This window comes from Mesorhizobium oxytropidicola, from assembly GCF_056174625.1.
The window spans coordinates 5,388,714-5,407,317 of sequence record NZ_CM149692.1; the positions used below are offsets into that span (position 1 = coordinate 5,388,714).

Sequence of the window (18,604 nt, forward strand, 5' to 3'; positions counted from 1 at the left end):
GAAGGCCGGAAACAATGGAGTGATTGCCTGTGGCCCAAGACGGGCAAAAGAAGGGCGGCGCGAGCGTTTTGGTTGTCTCAGGACGCGGCCACAGGCGTCCAGATGACATCCTCGATCCTTTGCGCTCCGGTCGCCAGCATCGCCAAGCGGTCGAAGCCGAGCGCGATTCCGCTGGCCTGCGGCATGATGGCAAGGGCAGCGAGGAAATCCTCGTCCAGCGGATAGCGCTCGTCATAGATGCGCTCTTTCTCGTCCATCTCGAGGACGAAGCGCCGGCGTTGCTCCTCGGCATCGGTCAGTTCGCCAAAGCCGTTGGCGAGCTCAACGCCGCAACAATAGAGCTCGAAGCGCTCGGCGACACGAGAATCCCTCGGGCTTGGCCGGGCAAGTGCCGCCTCGGCGACCGGATATTCGCACAGGATGGTCGCGCGGCCGATGCCCAGATTGGGCTCGATCTTTTCCACCATGACGCGGCTGAACAGGTCGGCCCAGCTGTCGTCGGGCGCGGTACGCAGGCCGGCTTTGGTCAAGGCGGCGTAGAGCGCATCCCGGTTGGTGCCGCCATCGGCGGCGACGGTGGCCAGGAGGTCGATGCCGGCATGACGGGTAAAGGCGTCCGCCACCGTCAGCCGCTCCGGCTCACTGAGCGGATCGCAGTCGCGGCCCCGGAAGGAAAAGCGTGTCGCCCCAGCCCTCGTCGCGGCCAGCGCCAGCAGATCGGCGCAATCGCGCATCAGGCTCTCATAGGTCTCGCCCACCCGGTACCATTCGAGCATGGTGAATTCGGGATGGTGCAAAGCGCCGCGCTCGCGGTTGCGATAGACCGGACCGAGGCTGAAAATCCTGACTTCGCCGGCGGCGAGCAGCTTCTTGCAGGCGAATTCCGGCGAGGTGTGGAGATAAAGCGGCGCGCGCGCGCCGTCCGGCCCGACCGCCTCGGTGGCGAAGGCCGCCAGATGCGCCTCATTGCCGGGCGAGACCTGCAGCGCCGCCGTTTCCACCTCGATGAAATCATTGCGGGCAAACCAGTCGCGCAGCGCAGCGGTGAGGCTGTTGCGCAGCATCAGGCGCGGGCGGCGGTCGGCGTGAACGTCAGGCGTCCACCAGGGCGAAGCGGCGGTCATGAGCGGATTGAAGGCGTGCTGGCGCACCCCATGTCAGTTTGCAGCGGGGGCTGGCGGTTCGCGCCAAGATGCGCTACCAGCGCCGCACAAGCCGGCAAACGCCCGTCAACTCTCGCAGGATTTAAAACCGTGGTGAAAGTCATCGCCAGTTCGCTCCGCAAAGGCAATGTCGTCGACAAGGACGGCAAGCTTTATGTGATCCTCTTTGCCGAAAACATCCACCCAGGCAAGGGCACGCCCGTGACGCAGCTCGACATGCGCCGCATCGGCGACGGGGTGAAGGTTTCGGAGCGCTACCGCACCACCGAGCAGGTGGAGCGCGCCTATGTCGAGGAGCGCGAGCACACCTTCCTCTACGCCGACGGCGAAGGCTTCCACTTCATGAACCCGGAAACCTACGACCAGGTGGCGGTGACGGAAGCCGTGGTCGGCGACGCCGCCCCCTATCTGCAGGAAGGCATGCCGGTGCAGGTCTCGCAGTTCAACGGCATCGCGATTTCCCTGGTCCTGCCGCAGCGCGCTACCTTCGAAGTGGTCGAGACCGAACCGACGACCAAGGGCCAGACGGCCTCGTCCTCCTACAAGCCCGCCGTGCTTTCGAATGGCGTGCGCACCGCCGTGCCCCCGCACATCGCGCCCGGCACCCGCGTGGTGGTGATGACGGCGGATGGGTCTTATGTGGAGCGGGCGAAGGACTGAGAGGCGTCAGCGAAGCATTACTGCTTGAAGCAGTGCTCGCGATGCCATTGCAGGAAGCGAGGGTGCGGGCGTTCGAGTTGTCGGCGAGGCGGAAGCGCGCGGCGGGTCTTGTTTATGAACCCTTGCACGCTTTCGAGGTCGTTGACCTGCCGCGAGATCAGGATTTCCAGATCGTCGGAGAGACTGATTAGTCCGCGATCGAACATCCAATGCGCCGTACCTGACAGCGCGATCCCATTGCCGACGATATCAGGCCCGTTCTTTTCGACGGGTCGAATATGGGCCGCAGAAACTTCTGCTCGACCGCCACCATTTATCAGCTTGAGACCCGTGATCGCGCAGCGCTCATCGTAGGCGCGTAGGACGATGCGACGGAAAATACGGTCCCGCACGATTCGCGATCCGATGTAATTTATGCGGTCACGGCTGTGCTCGAATTCGAATGGCGCCTGCTCTTCCTCAAGACCAGTAGACGTGGCGATCACGTCAACGCGTGGCAGCAACAACTCATTCATGTCCAAACCCAGGTCGATAATGCGATTAAAATCGGCTGGACTGATTGGACGAACGGCCGATTGGGCTCGGCCGGAAATCTGTCCCTGCTCGTTCAGCAAGCCTCGCTCAATGGGACCATTATTTGCGTTGAATGGAACAGAATTGACGAAATCCAGATATGTTCCAGGCTCGATCAGAGCGAGAAACATATCAGCCAACGCAGGATCGGGAATGACATTTCGGACTTTGGCTACAGCGTAATAACCACGGGTATCGTTTACCTTACTGGGCTCGTAGTAGATCACCCAGTGGCCGACGCATGCTTCGACACGGCGCAGATACGGTCGAGGAAACTGATACTGCTCGGCGGGGCGGTCGTTGTATTTCGAATCTGGTCGATGGATGAAGACCCCGAATCCCATGATCTTCCTGTAATTTTGGGGATATCCGCTGAGATGTAGCACCAAAATTCGATCTTAGAAGCTTAGTTTAGGCCTGAGAGACTCCTTCTCTGACAAAACCACCCCCGATTTTTCAGGGAGCCTGTAGCAAAAGGCCCATGCGGGTCGTCCTTTGAGCGAAGAGGAGAACGTCATGAGAAAACTCATCGTCACCGAATTCATCAGCGTCGACGGCATTGCCGAGGTCGAGAAATTGCCTGGCGTGACCTGGAATGACGAGATGAACAGGGTCAAGGAGGATGAACTTGCCGACAGCGGCGCCATGCTTCTGGGGCGCAAGACCTATGAGATTTTTGCGGGCTCATGGCCCAAGGAAACCGGTGATTTTGCCGACCGGTTCAACGCGCTGCCGAAATATATCGCGTCGACCAACCTAAAGGCATTCGACTGGAAACCAGCCGAATTGCTCACAGGCCCCCTGCCAGAAGCAGTGAGGGCGCTGAAGCAAGGAAGCGGCGGCAACATCTATGTGCATGGCAGCCTCAGCGTAGCACAGGAATTGCTGCGCCATGGGCTGGTCGACCGCGTCAGGTTGCTCAGCTATCCCGGCGCTGTGGGCCAGGGCAAGCCGCTGTTCCCGCCGGGTGAACAGGTGCCGCTCGAACTGATTTCGGCCACGCCGTTCAGCAATGGCGTTGTTGCGCTGGAGTATGCACCGGTGGCGGCGAAATCGTAGTTGGCTTGCGGGCATGGATGACAGCAGAACTCGACACAATGTGCTGCCGGTGTCCAATGCTCAACTGGCCTTCTTCCCTCGCCTCCCCTTGATGGCAGCGCCATTCCGCGCCTCAACCACCCGCTCCACCTCGCGCTTCAGCTGATCCTTGATATCCGCCGTCTCGTTCATCAAAGCGTCGATCTTCAGGAAATCGAGAACGCGGAATTTTGACACGGCCGGGCGGACCAGTATGTCGGGGCGGCATTGTTTCAGCTTGTTGGCGATGATCGACTGCATCATCAGCTGCGTGGCGCCGAACATCAGGTCGACGGAGGTGGGCTGCTTGCGGTCGGCCTCTTCCGGCGCGCCGACCACGTCGACGCCGATGATGATATCGGCGTCGTTCTCGATGAGATCGAACGGCACAGGGTTGTAGATGCCGCCGTCGATCAGCAGCCTGCCGTCGCGCATCACCGGGCGGAAGACGGCGGGGATGGCGGCCGAAGCGGCAAGGGCGGAGTGCAGGTCGCCGTCGTCGAACACGGCAAGCTTGTGGCCGAAATAGTCGGTCGCCGTCACCTTCAGCGGGATTTTCAGCTCGCTGAAGGTTTCGGGAATGGCCTCAGGCAGAAACGCCTTGAGGATGCGCTCGACATTGAACTGGCTGACCCGGATGCCGTTTTGCATGGCTTCCGCGATCGTGCCCGGCCGGGCGCGCCACATGCGGCTCGCCACTTCGGCGCGGCGGCCGAGGATCGAGCGGGCATAGTCGTGGATGTCCTTGCCGGTCATACCGGCGGCCATGCCGGCGCCCATAATGGCGCCGATCGACGAGCCGGCGATCGCCACCGGCTTGATACCGAGTTCGTCCAGCGCCTCGACGACATGGATATGCGCCAGCCCGCGCGCGCCGCCGCCGCCGAAAGCTATGCCGAAGGTCGGGCTCATCCCTTGCCGGCCCCGGCCAGCGGCGGCCCGACCACCATGATGGTCGGCTCGGCGATCAGCAGCTTTTTCGCCACCGCCTTGACCTGGTCGAGCGTCACCGCGTTGATGTAGCCGGCGCGGCGCTGCATGTAGTCGATGCCGAGGTCGTCGAGCTGCAATTCGACCAGCGTCGCGGCGATGGAACTCGACGAGTCCAGATTGGCGATGGCATAGGCGCCGATCAGGTATTTCTTGGTTGCCGCGAGCTCCGCCTCGGTGGGGCCGTCCTCAGCCAACTGCCTGGCGACGTCGCGGACAATGCCGAGCGTCTCGGCCACACGGTCGGAACGCGTGCCTGTGGTGACGATCAGCGCGTCGGCATGGTCCTGGTTGACCAGCGAGGAGTTGACGCCATAGGCCAGCCCGCGCTTTTCGCGCACCTCCTGGTACAGGCGCGAGGTGAAGGTTCCGCCGCCGAGGATCTCGTTCATCAGCACGGCGGGGAAGAAATCCGCCGACTTGCGCTTAACCCCCGGCCAGGCGAGCTGCAGCGAGGTCTGCGGCAAATCGTAATTGACCTCGAGACGCTGCGCCAACTTCGGCTCGACATCGGCGACAGAGGTGAGCACCTGGTCCTTCGGCAGGTCGCCGAACACCATGTCGAGCTTCTTCTTCAGGGTCTCGGCATCGATGGCGCCGACCACGGCGACATGCAGGCCGCCGCGCGCGAACACCGCCTTGTGCAGGGTTTTCAGATCGTCCTGCGTGATCGCGGCGATGCTCTGCCTGGTGCCCTGGTCGGAGCGCGAATAGGGATGGTCGCCATAGATGGCGCGGGCCCATTTGTGCTGCGCCACCGTGTCGGGATCGTTCTCGTTGGCGATGATGCCGGACAGGATCTGGGCGCGGATGCGGTCGATCGGCGCCTGGTCGAAGCGCGGCTCATTGACCGCCAGCCGCAACAGGTCGAAGGCCTCATTGCGCTGGTCGGACAGCATGCGCATGGAGCCGTAGATGCCGTCGCGGGTTTCCTCGAAACTCATCTCGGCGCCGGCATCGTCGAGCCTGATCTGGAAGGCTTCCGAATCGAGAGGGCCGGCGCCCTCGTCGAACAGGCCGGTCATCAGATTGGCCAGCCCTTCCTTGCCCACCGGATCCTGCGTCGAGCCGCCGCCAAAGACGAAGCGGACGGCGACGATCGGGACCGAATAATCCTCGACCAGCCAGGCAGTGATGCCCTTTGGCGAGGTGACCTGCTGGATATCCATGGCGCGGGCGGCAAGTGCCGGCAGGACCAGGAAGAGGATGGAGAGGAAGAGGGTTGCGAGGGCGGTCGCCACGCGCGGTCTTCCTTCTCCCCTTGTGGGAGAAGGTGGATCGGCGCGCAGCGCCGAGACGGTTGAGGGGTGTTCCAGCGGAGTGAGACGTTGGTGTTCTGCCGCAGTGCCCGGGTCGGTTGAGACGTTGCGCCAAGCTGGAACACCCCTCATCCGACCGAGCCTCGCTCGGCCACCTTCTCCCACAAGGGGAGAAGGGGGAGCCTGGCGGGGAGAAGTCAACGCGCCGCTAAACTGGTTCGTCATCATCAATTCCCCGCCTGTTGCTGCGGCAAGAGATAGCCGGTCGTCGAGCGGGCGAGCACCAGATAGCGCGCGGCGACGGCCTTGACCTCGTCCGCCGTGACCTTGCGGATGCGGTCCGGCCATTGCTGCACATCCTGCACATTGCCGCCGGTGGCCAGTGTCGAGCCGTAGATTTCGGCCATGGAATCCTGCTTGTCGCGGGCAAAGACCATCGACCGGACATAGCGGTCCTTGGCTTTTTCGAGTTCATCCGCCGTGACGCCGCCGCTGGCGATGCGCGCCACCTCGGCGTCGACCGCGGCCTCGACATCGGCCAGCTTGGCGTCACCGCGCGGCGCGCCGTAGACGGTGAGATTTGTGTCGTCGAGCATGGTGCCCTGGAAATACGCACCGGCGCTGGAAGCGATGCCTTGCTGGACCACCAGTGCCTGGTAAAGGCGGCTGCGGTTGCCGCCACCGAGAATCTCGGCCAGTAGGTCGAGCGCTTCGGCCTCGCCCGGCTTGCCGGTGTGGTAGGATGGCACCACCCATTGCGTCGAGAAACTCGGCACGCTGACGCGGGCGTCGGTGAGCGTGACGGTGCGCTTGGTGTTCTGCTCCGGCTCGACCGGGCGGATGCGCGGCGGCAGGTCCGGCCCGCGCGCCACCTTGCCATAGGTTTTTTCGGCCAGCGCCTTCACCGCCTCCGGCTCGACATCGCCGGCCACGATCAGCACGGCGTTGTTGGGGCGGTAGTATTTGTCATAGAAGGCGGTGGCGTCGATGCGGTTCAGCTGCTCCATCTCCTGCATCCAGCCGATGACGGGGATGCGATAGGGCTGGTTCTGCCAGAGCGTCGCATCGACTTCCTCGTCGAGCACCGCCTGCGGATTGTTGTCGATGCGCGAGCGGCGTTCCTCCAGGATGACATCGCGCTCGGTCTTGATCACGTCGTCGGTGAGGATGAGGTTGCGCATGCGGTCGGCTTCAAAACCCATCATCTGCTCGAGCGCCGACGGCGCCACCGTCTCGTGGAAAGCGGTGTAGTCGTAGGAGGTGAAGGCGTTGTTGGAGCCGCCAATGTCTGAGACCGCGCGGTCGAACTCGCCGGCCGCGTGATGGGTCGTCGCCTTGAACATCAGATGCTCGAAGAAATGCGCGATGCCGGATTTGCCGGGCGGTTCGTCGGCGCTGCCGATCTTGTACCAGACCATATGGGTGACGATCGGCGCGCGGTGATCGGGTATGACGACCACCTCCATGCCGTTGTCGAGCAGGAAATCCGTCACCTTGAACTCGGCCGGCTTGGTGTTGGGCGAAACAGTGCTGTCGGCCAGCGCGGAGCCGTTCAGCGTGAAGGCCAGCGACGTTGCCAGCAGTGTTCCGCGCAGCCATTCAGCCTGAAATGTCATCAATGGCTCCGGTTCGTAGAGCAGTTGATCGTTTCACGGAAACGCCGAACTGCTCTATCTCTGTGTTCTGATGCAATTCCGGACGGAAAACCGCATAGCACTTTTCCTGGAATTGCTTGGGTACGACGATAGGCAAGGTGCTGGCGACAAGCAAAGTGAATTGTTGTTGCCGGCAAAGGCGGCGGCAAAGAGGCCGCGCAACGCAGGCGTGTCAGGCAGCCTCGATGAAACGGATGATGGTCTCGCCATAGTTGCGCTCATCCAGCACCACAAAGCCTGGGCCCGGTTCGAAGGGAACCATCGCCGTCTCCTCGACAACGCACAGCGCGCCGGGCCGCAGCCAGCCGCCGGCCTTCGCCGACTGCAAGGCGCGCTCGCCCAGGCCCTTGCCATAGGGCGGGTCGGCGAAGACGAGGCCGAACGGCGCCAGCGTGCCCGCCTCGCCAAGGCCAGTGGCATCGCGGCGAAAAATCTTGGTACGGCCGGTCAGGCCGAAGGCCTCGACATTGTCGCGGATCAGGCCACGGCCTTCGGCCGATTCCTCGATGAAGACGCCATAGGAGGCGCCGCGCGACAGCGCTTCCAGACCAAGCGCGCCGGTGCCGGCAAACAGATCGAGCACGCGCGCGCCGTCCAGTTGTTCGGCAAAGCGATGCGCCAGCACGTTGAAGACGGCCTCGCGGGTGCGGTCGGTCGTCGGACGGATGGCGCTGCTGCGGGGCGTCGCCAGCGGACGCCCGCGAAACTCACCGCCGACGATTCTCATCGTGTCCGGGGGCCTTTGGGGCCGCCGCGCGGCCGCTCGCCGCCACCGCCGCCGCCGGAACGCTCGCCACGCGGCTTGCCGAACGGTTTTGCGCCGCCCGGTTTGCCGTCGGGCTTGCCATAGGACGGTTTGAACGAGGCCTTGCGCGCCTTGGCCTCGGCCGCCTTGGCGGCATCGGCTTCCGCCCTGCCCTTGCCGATCGGCCGGGCACCTGGTGCCATCCAGACATTGGCCTTGCGCTGGCCGGGCGGCTCTATCGGCCGCTGCTCGCGCTCGGATTTCTTGCCGCCGCCACGAGGCTTGTCGCCGAAGCCACCGCGCGGCTTATCGCCGAAGCTGCCGCGTGGCTTGTCGCCAAAGCCGCCGCGTTCGGGCCGGGGCCCGCGTTCGCCAAAGCTCTTTTCCGGCCGCTCGCCCCTGTCGGGGCTGGTCGACAGTTTGCCGAGCGCCTCGTCGCGGCTGCCTTCGCGGCGCTTGCGGTTCTTGATCAGCCCGCCCTCGCCGATCGGCCGGCGCTCGCCGTCGCGCGTGAATTTCGGCCGCTCGGGCTCCGGCTCGCGGATTTCGGTGCGCCGCACCGGCTTGTTGGAAAACGGCTTGGTTATCTCGGCGTCGAAATTGGCGCCGGATTCCTCGACCAGGCGCTCGCCAAGCTGGTCGCGCAGCACGCGGCCCTTGATCTCCAGCACATGGCCTTCGGGAAGATCCTCGAGCTGGAACGGGCCGTAGGAGATGCGGATCAGCCGCGTCACGTCGAGGCCGAGCGCGCCGAGGATATTCCTGACCTCGCGGTTCTTGCCTTCGCGCAGGCCGATCGTCAGCCATGCGTTGGTGCCCTGCTCACGGTCGAGCGTCGCCTCGATGGCGCCATAGAAGACGCCGTCGACGGCAATGCCTTCGCGCAGGCCGGCGAGCGCGCTTTCCTCGACCTTGCCGTGGACGCGCACGCGGTAGCGGCGCAGCCAGCCGGTGGCCGGCAGTTCAAGCACGCGCGACAGGCCGCCATCATTGGTGAGCAGCAGCAGGCCTTCGGTGTTGATGTCGAGCCGGCCAATGGTCATCAGCCGCGGCAATTCGGCCGGCAGCACGTCGAACACAGTCTTGCGACCCTCGGGATCGCGGTTGGTGGTGACGACGCCGGCCGGCTTGTGGAACAGGAACAGGCGCGTGCGTTCGATCGGCGGGATCTCCATGCCGTCGAGATGGATGATGTCGCCAGGCATGACATTGAAAGCCGGCGACGACAGCGCCCGGCCATTGACCTTGACCCGCCCGGCCGCAATCAATTCCTCGGCGTCGCGGCGCGAGGCAAGGCCGGCACGCGCCAGCCGCTTGGCGATGCGCTCGCCGGCCTCTTCCGTCGCTTCTGCCGGACGCGGGCGCGGCTTGAAACCGCCGCCCGATGCCCCTTGCGGACGATCGCCGAAATCACGCTTGGGGCGATCACTGAAGTCGCGCTTGGGCCGGTCAGCGAAGTCACGCTTAGGGCGATCACCAAAATCACGCTTGGGACGGTCGAAACGCTTTTCGCCGCCCTCCACCGCCGCAGCAACCGGACGGTCACCGCGTGGAGCGTGGGGTTTGCGCGGCCCTTCGCGCTTCTCGTAGGGCTTGCGCTCGCCTTCGGCCGCTGTCGGACGGTCGCCGCGTGGAGCGTAGGGTTTGCGCGGTCCTTCGCGCTTTTCATAGGGCTTGCGTTCGCCTTCAGCCGCCATCGGACGGTCGCCGCGTGGAGCATAGGGCTTGCGCGGTCCTTCGCGCTTCTCATAGGGCTTACGATCGCCTTCGGCCGCCATCGGACGGTCGCCGCGCGGCGCGTAGGGCTTGCGTGGCCCTTCGCGCTTTTCATACGGCTTGCCGGCGGGGCGTGGCCCCTTGCTGAATGGCTTGTCGCCACCCTTGAAGTCGCGCTTCGGGCGTTCGCCCTCGGCGGCCATCGGCCGATCGCCGCGCGGCGCGTAAGGTTTCTTGGCGCCGAAGGATGGCTTGCCAGCGCCCCGCGGAGCCGCAGGTTTCTTGCCCGGGCCTTTTTGGCGCGGAGATTTCTTGTCGTTGTCGTCCATGTGGCCTTTGTCCGTTTGCGCTGCTACAGCGTGGCGCATCCTTTCGGGCGCGCAACGAACGCTGGTGCACTTTGATTTGGCGCATGATCATTTCCGAAAATCGAGTCCGATTTTCGGGTTGATGCGCTCCATAACAGGATCGCCACAGTTTGTCAGGGAAAAGTGGAAACCGGTTTTCCCGGAAAAACAGGATCATCAGAGTTTGTCAGCGAAAAGTGGAGACTGGTTTTTCCGGAAAGACAAACGAAAACCAAAAGCCTGGAGTGGCGAGGAGATAATCGGAATGGAAATCGCGTGAAGCGACCGGATTTCATGGCGCTGGCGCTGAAGGAAGCCGAAGCGGCAGCCTTGCGCGGCGAAGTGCCGGTTGGCGCCGTCATCGCCAGCGGCAGCACGGTCGTTGCAAAAGCCGGCAACCGCACCCGCGAGCTTGCCGATCCGACGGCGCATGCCGAGATGCTGGTGATCCGCGAAGCCTGTGGGAAACTCTCGGCCGAGCGGCTCACCGGCCACGATCTCTATGTGACGCTGGAACCTTGCGCTATGTGTGCCGGCGCCATTTCCTTCGCCAGGTTGCGCCGGCTTTACTTCGGCGCCGCCGACGAAAAGGGCGGTGCGGTCGTCAATGGCGTACGCTTCTTCGCCTCGCCGACCTGCCACCATGCGCCAGACATCTATCCGGGCATGGGCGAGACCGAAGCGGCCCTGCTGCTGAAGGATTTTTTCAGGGAACGTCGCGACTGAACCACGCAGTGCCCTCCGAAAATGGGCACTGAGGCCGATCTTACAGGGACGGCAACCAGTCGAACCAGCCGCCCTTCTTGCCTTCCGCCTCTTTCTTCAGGCGGCGTTCCTTCTTGTATTCGTCCTCGCCGAGTTCGTTCTGCGGCGCCGTGTCGGACGCGACGCGGTAAGCCAACGGCGGCTCGCTCAGATATTTGCGGGTGTTGGGGTCGCCCTGCTTGCTTGCGGCAAGACGACGCTGAATTTCGGCGGCGCGGCCCTTGTCGGAGTCCGCGGGCGTCCATGCCGGCGGGTGGCTGGAGCCTGAATCCGCCATCGCCTTTTTTACCGAGGCTGGATCAGTCTGCACATCGTCGACGATCTCAGCCTGATAGCTCGGATCATTCTGGTGGGCGGTCGCGTTGGCGCGCAGGCGGGCTCGGCGCTGCTCGGGCGATTCGGGCCATTGGGCGCTTGCCGTCTCGATGCTTTCCTGCGGTGCAGGCAGCGCGTCCTTCTGTCCAGGAGCGGGCTTCACCAAGGTGGGGCGAGGCTTGTAGTCAATCGGATCCTTGTGCTTCGGCGCAAAGGAGACGGCGCCGGTGAGATCGCCGGCCAGCTGTTCGGCGGCGGTCTTGTCGGTTCCATAGGTCGGAGAGCCCATGCAGCCAGACAAAGCGAGGCCCGATGCGACAAGCGGCGCCAGCAGCGCAAGGCGCGCGTTATATCTCTCGGTCATGCCAAAAAGTCCCACTCTAGACAGCCTCTCGATCGCCACCGGTCTTATGACCGATCCCCATCGTCCAAGCACTTGCGACGGAAATCCGGCGACAATTTGTCTTCCGGAGTTTCGCGTGTTTACCTCAACCACTCGTTAAGGGCAACGCACGGGCGGATTTGCACCGCCCGGCGTGGCATTTGTGCACTATTGATCGGTGCATGTCGTTTTCCCAAAACCGCGGCACACTTTTGGGCGACATGCACTGTTGATCGGGTGCATGTCGTTTTCCCAAAACCGACATGCACTTAAAGCCGGCTGAGCGCCTTCAGTTCATGCAGCACGGCGGCATCGCGCGCCGAGACATCGGGAAATGCAGGATCCTGTCCGACATCGGCCGTGTAGCGCCAGGAACGCGCGCATTTGACCAGGCCGCGATCCTCCGCCTTCTCGACGACCACGGCGACGCCCTTGACATCGTCGAGCGCGAAGGCGCCTTTCGGCGCCTCGCCATGGGCAATGACGAGATCGCTGGTGATCGCCATCTCGGCCATGTCGACGTCCGCTATCGCCGCCTCGAGCGCCGCGTCGTTGATGGTGACGACCGGCACCGCCTCCAGCGAGGAGCCGATCACCTTCTGGGCACGCGCGATCTCGAGCGCGCCGGTGACGACGCGGCGCACCTGCCTGACCTTGCGCCATTTTTCCGCCAGCGCCTCGTTCTTCCAATCCGCCGGGATTTCCGGGAACTGGTCGAGATGCACCGAAACGGCATCGGGATGTCGGTCGAGCCAGGCCTCTTCCATGGTGAAGGGCAGCATAGGCGCCAGCCATTTCACCAGACACTCGAACAGATGGCGCACCACCTGAACCGAGGCCTTACGCTTCACGCTCGACGGCGCGTCGCAGTAGAGCGCGTCCTTGCGGATGTCGAATAGAAGGCCGACAGCTCGACCACCATGAAATCGATGAGCGCGCGGGTGATGCGCTTGAACTCGAAGGCATCATAGCCCTGGCGCACCACCTCATCGAGTTCGGCCAGCCGATGCAGCATCAGCCGCTCCAGCTCCGGCATCGCGTCCAGCGGCACGGTCTCGCCATCGTCATGGGCGAGCGTGCCCAGCATCCAGCGGATGGTGTTGCGCAGCTTTCGGTAGGCGTCGATGTTGGTCTGCAGCACGTTCTTGCCGAGCCGCTGGTCTTCCCAATAGTCCGTCGTCACCACCCACAGGCGCAGGATGTCGGCGCCGGATTGCTTGATGACGTCCTGCGGCACCACCGTGTTGCCGAGCGACTTCGACATCTTGCGACCGTCTTCGTCCATGGTGAAGCCGTGGGTGACGACGGTGTCGTAAGGCGCCCTGCCCCGGGTGCCGCAGCTTTCGAGCAGCGAGGAATGGAACCAGCCGCGATGCTGGTCGGACCCTTCGAGATAGACGTCAGCCGGCCACTTCAGGTCAGGCCGGTCTTCCAGCGTGAAGACATGCGTCGAGCCCGAATCGAACCAGACGTCGAGGATGTCCATCACCTGCCGCCACCGGGAGGCATCATGGTTGCCGAGGAAGCGCTCCTTGGCGCCGGCGGCGAACCAGGCATCGGCGCCCTCTTCCTCGAAGGCGTCCATGATACGCTTGTTGACCGCCGCGTCCTTCAGCACGTTGCCGTCCTCATCGGCGAAGACGGCGATCGGCACGCCCCAGGCGCGCTGGCGCGACAGCACCCAGTCAGGGCGCTCCTCGATCATGGCGCGGATGCGGTTCTGGCCGGCGGCCGGCACGAAGCGCGTGTCGTCGATGGCCTTCAACGCGCGGCTGCGCAGCGTGGTGCCGTCGCCGAGATCCTTGTCCATGTAGACGAACCACTGCGGCGTGTTGCGGAAGATGACCGGCTTCTTCGACCGCCAGGAATGCGGGTAGCTGTGCTTCAGGCGGCCGCGCGCGAACAGCGCGTTGCGCTTGATCAGCTCGTCGATGACCGCCTGGTTGGCGTTGCCCTTCTTGCCGTTGTCGTCGATCACACGCGCAGGTCCGCCCTCGCGATCGGGACCGAAGCCCGGCGCCTCCTTGGTGAAGAAGCCCGCATCGTCGACCGTGAAGGGGATCACCGTGTCGACGCCACGTGCGCGCAGCTGGGGCGCGGCGTCCATCCAGGCGTCAAAATCCTCGCGGCCATGGCTGGGAGCGGTGTGGACAAAACCGGTGCCGGCATCGTCGGTCACATGATCGCCGGCAATCATCGGCACCGGGAATTCGTACCCGCCGCCAAGGCCCTTGAAGGGGTGCGAAAGCACAAGATTTCCAAGCTGTTCGGCGCTGATGCCGTGAAGGCGCTTCAAGGTGACCTTGGCCTTGGCCTGGCTATCCTCGGCCAGGGCGTCGGCAAAGATCAGCTTCTCACCCGGCTGCGGGCCAAACGCGTTCTCGGCCGCCGTCACCTCGTAGAGCCCGTAAGCGACACGCGGCGAATAGCTGACAGCGCGGTTGCCCGGGATGGTCCAGGGCGTCGTCGTCCAGATGACGACATGGGCATCCAGCAAATCCAGCGACCGCCCGCTCAGGTCCGGATTGAGTTCCGCAGGCTGCCCGTCCACGACACTGGCAAGGACTAGATTGGCCACTGGAAACTTCGCCCAGATCGTATCGGACTCATAGTCCTGATACTCGATCTCGGCCTCGGCCAACGCGGTGCGCTCGACGACGCTCCACATCACCGGCTTCGAGCCGCGATAGAGCTGGCCCGACAGGGCGAATTTCAACAGCTCGCCGGCGATGCGCGCCTCGGCATGGAAAGCCATCGTCGTATAGGGGTTCTTGAAGTCGCCGATGACGCCGAGCCGCTGGAACTCGCCGCCCTGCACCGTGATCCAGTGCGCGGCAAACTCGCGGCATTCCTTGCGGAACTCGTTGACCGGCACCTCGTCCTTGTTCTTGCCCTTGGCGCGGTACTGCTCCTCGATCTTCCACTCGATCGGCAGGCCGTGGCAGTCCCAGCCGGGCACGTAGTTGGAGTCATAGCCACGCATCTGGAACGAGCGGGTGATGACATCCTTGAGGATCTTGTTCAGCGCATGGCCGATATGGATGTTGCCGTTTGCGTAGGGCGGGCCGTCATGCAGCACGTATTTCGTGCGGCCGGCGGCGCTCTCGCGCAGCTTGCGGTAGAGGTCCATGTCTTGCCAGCGCTTGACCAGCACCGGTTCCTTCTCGGGCAAGCCGGCGCGCATCGGGAAATCCGTCTGCGGCAGGTAAAGCGTCTTGGAATAGTCGATCGTTTCAACAGTGTCGGTCATTGATCTGCCATCTGCGTAGCCCGTCGGCACAAAGCCCGGGCGTTGAAGTCTTTGGTTGACGCCTATCGTTTTCCCAAAACCGGACCCACTTTTTGGGCGATATGCGTCGATGTTCTGGAAAAAGCGCGAGGGCGCACGCGAAACTCCCGGCGGCTCCGGCGGCGCTCAGGCCACCCGGAACACCGGGCCAGTAATTCGTATCGCGATCGCGAAAAGGCGCGAAAAGCTCATCATGGCGTGGCTTTTAGCGGAGATAGGCGCAGGAATAAAGCGTCTCGTTCGATTCGCCTACATCTTGAAGTCGAAGCGATAGGTGGTCGACACGCCGACCATGAACTGGTTGCGGTCGCCGCGCTCCCTGACCAGGCTGGAATCGGCCGCCGGGCCTTCCAGGCGTGAATATTCGCCGAATAGGCTGGCGGTCATCGGATCGGTCACCTTCCAGGTCACCGCGCCGCCGAGACCGACGGATTTCAGGCCGCCTCCGGGATTGTACTGGCTCAGGCCCGAGGCCACGGCCTCCTGTGCGTTGACGCCATAGTAAGCGTCGAAATATTTGGCCGAGGCAAAGGACACGCGCGGGCCACCCGAAATCCTGACGGTTGGCGTCACATCATAGAAGGCGTCGGCGGCGATATCGGCGACAAAGCCGTTGTGGGCACGGATGCCATGCCGCAATTCGGCACGCGCGCGCATCCAGTCCGTCGGATAGAATTCGAAGAAGCCGCCGACTTCGCCGCCCCAGCGAACCGGGTCGAGTCCCTTCAGTTCGTCGTCGCTGCTGCGCGAAAACAGGAACTTGCCGGTCAGGCCGGCGCGGACGCTGCCGTCATCGACCAGCGCCAGCGAAATGTTGTCGTTGCGCGAGGTGAAGCGTGCCTGGGGGCCTGCCTTGCCCAAGGAGATGATGGGCTGGGCACTCAGCATGTACTGCTTGCCGCCCTCGAAATTGGGCGCGACCAGGCCGGTGGCGCCAACCGTCAGATACCAGTCGCCGGACAGCCAGCCGAAAGCGCCGTCGCCAGCCTCGGCCGCGGAGGCGCCCAGCAAGGAGGCAGTCAGAAGCAGCGGAATCGCTCGGACAATACGCATCGATACCCCTTACGCGAAACACGCCGGAACAAACACCCGGCATCGCTCAAGCCATGGCGCCAGTTCGGTAAAATTTGACTTAACATCCATAACAGTTGCGTCGGCCAACCTTGTGTCCGGCCGCGCAGGATCAGGTGCGGCGCGGCGCGGTCGGCAAGTCCAGCAGCCCTCTCACGGTCTTGCTGCCCTTGCCGGCAATGCGCGCCAATCCGTCGTCACCCACCTCCACCGTTGCACCGTTGGCAAAGCTTAGCGACCAGCCGTCGCCCTTGGCGTTGCGGCGGCGGTCGATAAGCTCGATGCCGGCAGCGGTGACAAGGGCGACGATCCCGTCAACGTTCATCGTTTTCCTGCGGACACGGGCCTTCAATTGAGGTCGAGCCCGGCGGTAAGATCGCCGAGCGGTGGTTCGCCGTGCGCGGCGACGGCCCTGTCGCGAACCACGATGCCGTGCAGCACCGGCAGTTCGAAGCGCTCGGTGATGAAGCGCAGGATCGAAGTCGTGTCATAGGGCGTCTGATCGACATAGCCGTGCTTGGCGAAGGGCGAAACGATGATGGCGGGGATGCGTGTGCCCGGCCCCCAGCGGTCGCCCTTGGGCGGAGCGACGTGATCCCAGATGCCGCCATTCTCGTCATAGGTGACGACGACCAGCATATGCGGCCATTGCGGGCTTTTCTCCAGATGGGCGACGACGTCGGCGATATGGCGATCTCCGGCCTCGATGTCGGCATAGCCGGAATGCTCGTTGAGATTGCCCTGTGGCTTGTAGAAGGAGACCTGTGGCAGGGCGCCGTCGTCGATCGCCTGGATGAAGCTAACGCCGCCCAGCCCGCCGTCGCGCAAATGTTCGCGCCTGGCAGCGGTGCCCGGCGCGTAATTGGCATAATAATTGAACGGTTGGTGGTGGTACTGGAAATTCGGAATCGGCGAGTTGTTGCCGTGGTCGAGCGTGTACTGCCAGGCGCCCGAATACCATGCCCAGGTGATGTGCTTGAGGCTAAGCATGTCGCCGATGGTCGGCTCCGTCTGGGGCGGCAGCGTGGTGGGCTTGGCCGGATCCGCAAGGAGCGGATCGCCGCCAGGCGCCGGATCGGTGCCGCTCGGTTGGTAAGGCGGCTGCATCGTGTTCACCGCGTGGAAGTCCGGCGTCAGATTGCCATCGGAGACAAATTTCGGAATGCCGTCGCGCGCCGATTTCGGCGAATTGTCGGCGATCTTCAGCGCTGTGCCGCTATCATCCGTTACCGAAATCGACGGTTTGGCCGGGCTCTTGTCGGCATCGGCGTAGTAAGGCGCGCAAGCGCAGATCAGCCATTGGTGGTTGAAAAACGAGCCGCCGAACCCACCCATGAAGAAATGATCGGCCAGCACGTATTTCTGCGCGACCGACCACATGTCGGTCTTGGAAGCGTCCCAATTGCTCATCGGCATGGCACCTGAATCGGCCCAGGCAACGAACATGTCGTTCTTGCCGCCGTTGATCTGCATCTGGTTCTGGTAGTAGCGATGCCAGAGATCGCGCGTTGTGACGCTGAGCTGCACGTTGAAACCCTTCGCGTCGTTCACGGTGAACGGCGCGTTTGGAAGGTGCTCGGTCATCGCCTGCGTCACCGGCGGCGTGACGCCCTTGGCGGTCAGCCCGTCCCACACCGGCGGCAGTTCGGACAGCACCGAGCCGTCACGGTCGCGCTGCTGTAGGCTTTCCTGGCTGGCTTTGTCGATGCCTTCGGCACCGGGAAAATGGCCATAGAGATTGTCGAAGGCGCGGTTCTCGGCGAAGATGACGACCACCGTTTCTATCTTGGTGATGCCATCCGGCGGATCGCCGGGCTGCGCTGCGAATGCGGAAGCCGCAGTGGCAGCGAGCAGGGCGAGAGTTGAGGAAAACAGGGCGAGCCCATGGGATCGCTTCATTGTCATACCTCCCTGGTGCAAAGGGGGATGACACCAGCTTCGACGCGCCTTTGCAATAGCCACCGCGCTGGACGGGTAGTGCCATTGGGATTATCTTCCTTCAACCGCAGGATGCGCGGCCAGATGTGGAGGGAGATGGATCATGACCTTGCACGGCGATACACTGAAGAACGCGATCGGGGAGACCCGGGCGAAGTGGGGATGGTTTGTCGGACTGGGCGTGTTGCTGCTGATCCTCGGCGGCATTGCCTTTGGCAATCTGTTCATCGCCACGGTGGCTTCCGTCTATGTCGTCGGCTGGCTGATGCTGGTGGCCGGCATCATAGAGATCATGCATGCTTTCGGGGTCAAGACCTGGAGCCGCTTCTTATACTGGCTGCTCAGCGGACTGCTTTACGCGGTCGCCGGATTTTTCGCTCTCGACAATCCGCTGCTGGCCTCGGCGGTGCTGACCTTCCTGCTCGCCGTTGCGCTCGTCGCCTCCGGCGCGCTGCGGGCTTGGGTCGGCTACAGTCACCGCCCGGAACAGGGCTGGGGCTGGATCGTCGCGGCAGGCATCATCAGCGTGCTTGCGGGCTTGATCATCGCCATGGGTTGGCCGGTCAACAGCCTGTGGGTGCTCGGACTGTTCCTGGCGATCGACCTGATCTTCCAGGGCTGGACCTTCATCGCGGTCGGCCTTGCGCTGAAGAAGTAGC

At 63.5% G+C, this 18,604-nt stretch carries 16 protein-coding genes and 1 pseudogene; 5 read left to right on the forward strand and 12 right to left on the reverse strand.

What is annotated here, in order from left to right:
• Nucleotides 1–77: 77 nt before the first annotated feature.
• On the reverse strand, nucleotides 78–1,124 hold the full coding sequence (gene epmA, locus AC0V8S_RS27105; protein ID WP_475434474.1) for an EF-P lysine aminoacylase EpmA: 1,047 nt from the start codon (nucleotides 1,122–1,124) through the stop codon (nucleotides 78–80).
• Nucleotides 1,125–1,253: 129 nt separating this feature from the next.
• On the opposite strand from epmA, the gene efp reads away from it, so the two are divergent.
• On the forward strand, nucleotides 1,254–1,823 hold the full coding sequence (efp, locus tag AC0V8S_RS27110; RefSeq protein WP_210308044.1) for an elongation factor P: 570 nt from the start codon (nucleotides 1,254–1,256) through the stop codon (nucleotides 1,821–1,823).
• Between the two features lie 17 nt (nucleotides 1,824–1,840).
• Here the strand turns inward: efp and AC0V8S_RS27115 are convergent, their stop codons facing one another.
• Nucleotides 1,841–2,740, reverse strand: coding sequence for an HNH endonuclease (locus AC0V8S_RS27115; RefSeq protein ID WP_475434476.1), 900 nt, complete (start codon nucleotides 2,738–2,740; stop codon nucleotides 1,841–1,843).
• Nucleotides 2,741–2,912: 172 nt separating this feature from the next.
• Here AC0V8S_RS27115 and AC0V8S_RS27120 point away from each other — a divergent pair, with 172 nt between their 5' ends.
• Entirely contained in the window at nucleotides 2,913–3,455 is a 543-nt protein-coding gene (locus AC0V8S_RS27120; RefSeq protein ID WP_475434478.1) for a dihydrofolate reductase family protein, read from the forward strand.
• Nucleotides 3,456–3,515: 60 nt separating this feature from the next.
• Here the strand turns inward: AC0V8S_RS27120 and AC0V8S_RS27125 are convergent, their stop codons facing one another.
• The 5 genes from AC0V8S_RS27125 to AC0V8S_RS27145 form a co-directional block, all read right to left on the reverse strand.
• On the reverse strand, nucleotides 3,516–4,385 hold the full coding sequence (locus tag AC0V8S_RS27125; protein WP_475434479.1) for a patatin-like phospholipase family protein: 870 nt from the start codon (nucleotides 4,383–4,385) through the stop codon (nucleotides 3,516–3,518).
• Nucleotides 4,382–5,704, reverse strand: coding sequence for a M16 family metallopeptidase (locus tag AC0V8S_RS27130; RefSeq protein ID WP_475434481.1), 1,323 nt, complete (start codon nucleotides 5,702–5,704; stop codon nucleotides 4,382–4,384). The genes AC0V8S_RS27125 and AC0V8S_RS27130 overlap by 4 nt, the downstream gene beginning before the upstream one ends.
• A 245-nt stretch (nucleotides 5,705–5,949) precedes the next feature.
• Nucleotides 5,950–7,338, reverse strand: coding sequence for a M16 family metallopeptidase (locus AC0V8S_RS27135; protein ID WP_475434483.1), 1,389 nt, complete (start codon nucleotides 7,336–7,338; stop codon nucleotides 5,950–5,952).
• A 211-nt stretch (nucleotides 7,339–7,549) separates the two neighbouring features.
• Entirely contained in the window at nucleotides 7,550–8,104 is a 555-nt protein-coding gene (gene rsmD / locus AC0V8S_RS27140; protein WP_183458194.1) for a 16S rRNA (guanine(966)-N(2))-methyltransferase RsmD, read from the reverse strand.
• Complete coding sequence (locus AC0V8S_RS27145) at nucleotides 8,101–10,167, reverse strand: pseudouridine synthase (protein WP_475434485.1); 2,067 nt, start codon at nucleotides 10,165–10,167, stop codon at nucleotides 8,101–8,103. The genes rsmD and AC0V8S_RS27145 overlap by 4 nt, the downstream gene beginning before the upstream one ends.
• Between AC0V8S_RS27145 and AC0V8S_RS27150 the strand changes: the two genes are divergently transcribed.
• Together AC0V8S_RS27150 and AC0V8S_RS27155 are read left to right on the forward strand one after the other, a co-directional pair.
• The gene (locus AC0V8S_RS27150; RefSeq protein ID WP_475434486.1) at nucleotides 10,151–10,465 is read left to right on the forward strand and encodes a hypothetical protein; all 315 of its coding nucleotides are present in this window, start codon (nucleotides 10,151–10,153) and stop codon (nucleotides 10,463–10,465) included. The two genes, AC0V8S_RS27145 and AC0V8S_RS27150, sit on opposite strands and share 17 nt — an antisense overlap.
• Complete coding sequence (locus tag AC0V8S_RS27155; RefSeq protein WP_095202357.1) at nucleotides 10,462–10,911, forward strand: nucleoside deaminase; 450 nt, start codon at nucleotides 10,462–10,464, stop codon at nucleotides 10,909–10,911. The genes AC0V8S_RS27150 and AC0V8S_RS27155 overlap by 4 nt, the downstream gene beginning before the upstream one ends.
• Nucleotides 10,912–10,951: 40 nt before the next feature.
• Here AC0V8S_RS27155 and AC0V8S_RS27160 read toward each other — a convergent pair whose 3' ends face one another.
• The 5 genes and pseudogenes from AC0V8S_RS27160 to AC0V8S_RS27180 all read right to left on the reverse strand — a co-directional run bounded on the left by AC0V8S_RS27160 (nucleotide 10,952) and on the right by AC0V8S_RS27180 (nucleotide 17,906).
• Nucleotides 10,952–11,629, reverse strand: coding sequence for a hypothetical protein (locus AC0V8S_RS27160; protein ID WP_475434488.1), 678 nt, complete (start codon nucleotides 11,627–11,629; stop codon nucleotides 10,952–10,954).
• A 287-nt stretch (nucleotides 11,630–11,916) separates the two neighbouring features.
• A pseudogene (ileS, locus tag AC0V8S_RS27165) lies at nucleotides 11,917–14,897 on the reverse strand (isoleucine--tRNA ligase).
• A 288-nt stretch (nucleotides 14,898–15,185) separates the two neighbouring features.
• Nucleotides 15,186–15,989, reverse strand: a complete 804-nt coding sequence (locus AC0V8S_RS27170) for a MipA/OmpV family protein (RefSeq protein WP_475434490.1) — start codon at nucleotides 15,987–15,989, stop codon at nucleotides 15,186–15,188.
• 130 nt (nucleotides 15,990–16,119) lie between these two features.
• Entirely contained in the window at nucleotides 16,120–16,332 is a 213-nt protein-coding gene (locus AC0V8S_RS27175; RefSeq protein ID WP_475434492.1) for a hypothetical protein, read from the reverse strand.
• Between the two features lie 23 nt (nucleotides 16,333–16,355).
• Complete coding sequence (locus AC0V8S_RS27180) at nucleotides 16,356–17,906, reverse strand: acid phosphatase (protein ID WP_475434494.1); 1,551 nt, start codon at nucleotides 17,904–17,906, stop codon at nucleotides 16,356–16,358.
• 142 nt (nucleotides 17,907–18,048) lie between these two features.
• Here AC0V8S_RS27180 and AC0V8S_RS27185 point away from each other — a divergent pair, with 142 nt between their 5' ends.
• On the forward strand, nucleotides 18,049–18,603 hold the full coding sequence (locus AC0V8S_RS27185) for an HdeD family acid-resistance protein (RefSeq protein WP_475434495.1): 555 nt from the start codon (nucleotides 18,049–18,051) through the stop codon (nucleotides 18,601–18,603).
• The last annotated feature ends 1 nt before the right edge of the window (nucleotide 18,604 follow it).

Coding starts and splice junctions, on each gene's coding strand:
- epmA (WP_475434474.1), bottom strand. CDS start 1,124: ATGACCGCCGCTTCGCCCTGGTGGACGCCTGACGTTCACGCCGACCGC.
- AC0V8S_RS27115 (WP_475434476.1), bottom strand. CDS start 2,740: ATGGGATTCGGGGTCTTCATCCATCGACCAGATTCGAAATACAACGAC.
- AC0V8S_RS27120 (WP_475434478.1), top strand. CDS start 2,913: ATGAGAAAACTCATCGTCACCGAATTCATCAGCGTCGACGGCATTGCC.
- AC0V8S_RS27125 (WP_475434479.1), bottom strand. CDS start 4,385: ATGAGCCCGACCTTCGGCATAGCTTTCGGCGGCGGCGGCGCGCGCGGG.
- AC0V8S_RS27135 (WP_475434483.1), bottom strand. CDS start 7,338: ATGACATTTCAGGCTGAATGGCTGCGCGGAACACTGCTGGCAACGTCG.
- rsmD (WP_183458194.1), bottom strand. CDS start 8,104: ATGAGAATCGTCGGCGGTGAGTTTCGCGGGCGTCCGCTGGCGACGCCC.
- AC0V8S_RS27145 (WP_475434485.1), bottom strand. CDS start 10,167: ATGGACGACAACGACAAGAAATCTCCGCGCCAAAAAGGCCCGGGCAAG.
- AC0V8S_RS27160 (WP_475434488.1), bottom strand. CDS start 11,629: ATGACCGAGAGATATAACGCGCGCCTTGCGCTGCTGGCGCCGCTTGTC.
- AC0V8S_RS27170 (WP_475434490.1), bottom strand. CDS start 15,989: ATGCGTATTGTCCGAGCGATTCCGCTGCTTCTGACTGCCTCCTTGCTG.
- AC0V8S_RS27175 (WP_475434492.1), bottom strand. CDS start 16,332: ATGAACGTTGACGGGATCGTCGCCCTTGTCACCGCTGCCGGCATCGAG.
- AC0V8S_RS27180 (WP_475434494.1), bottom strand. CDS start 17,906: ATGAAGCGATCCCATGGGCTCGCCCTGTTTTCCTCAACTCTCGCCCTG.
- AC0V8S_RS27185 (WP_475434495.1), top strand. CDS start 18,049: ATGACCTTGCACGGCGATACACTGAAGAACGCGATCGGGGAGACCCGG.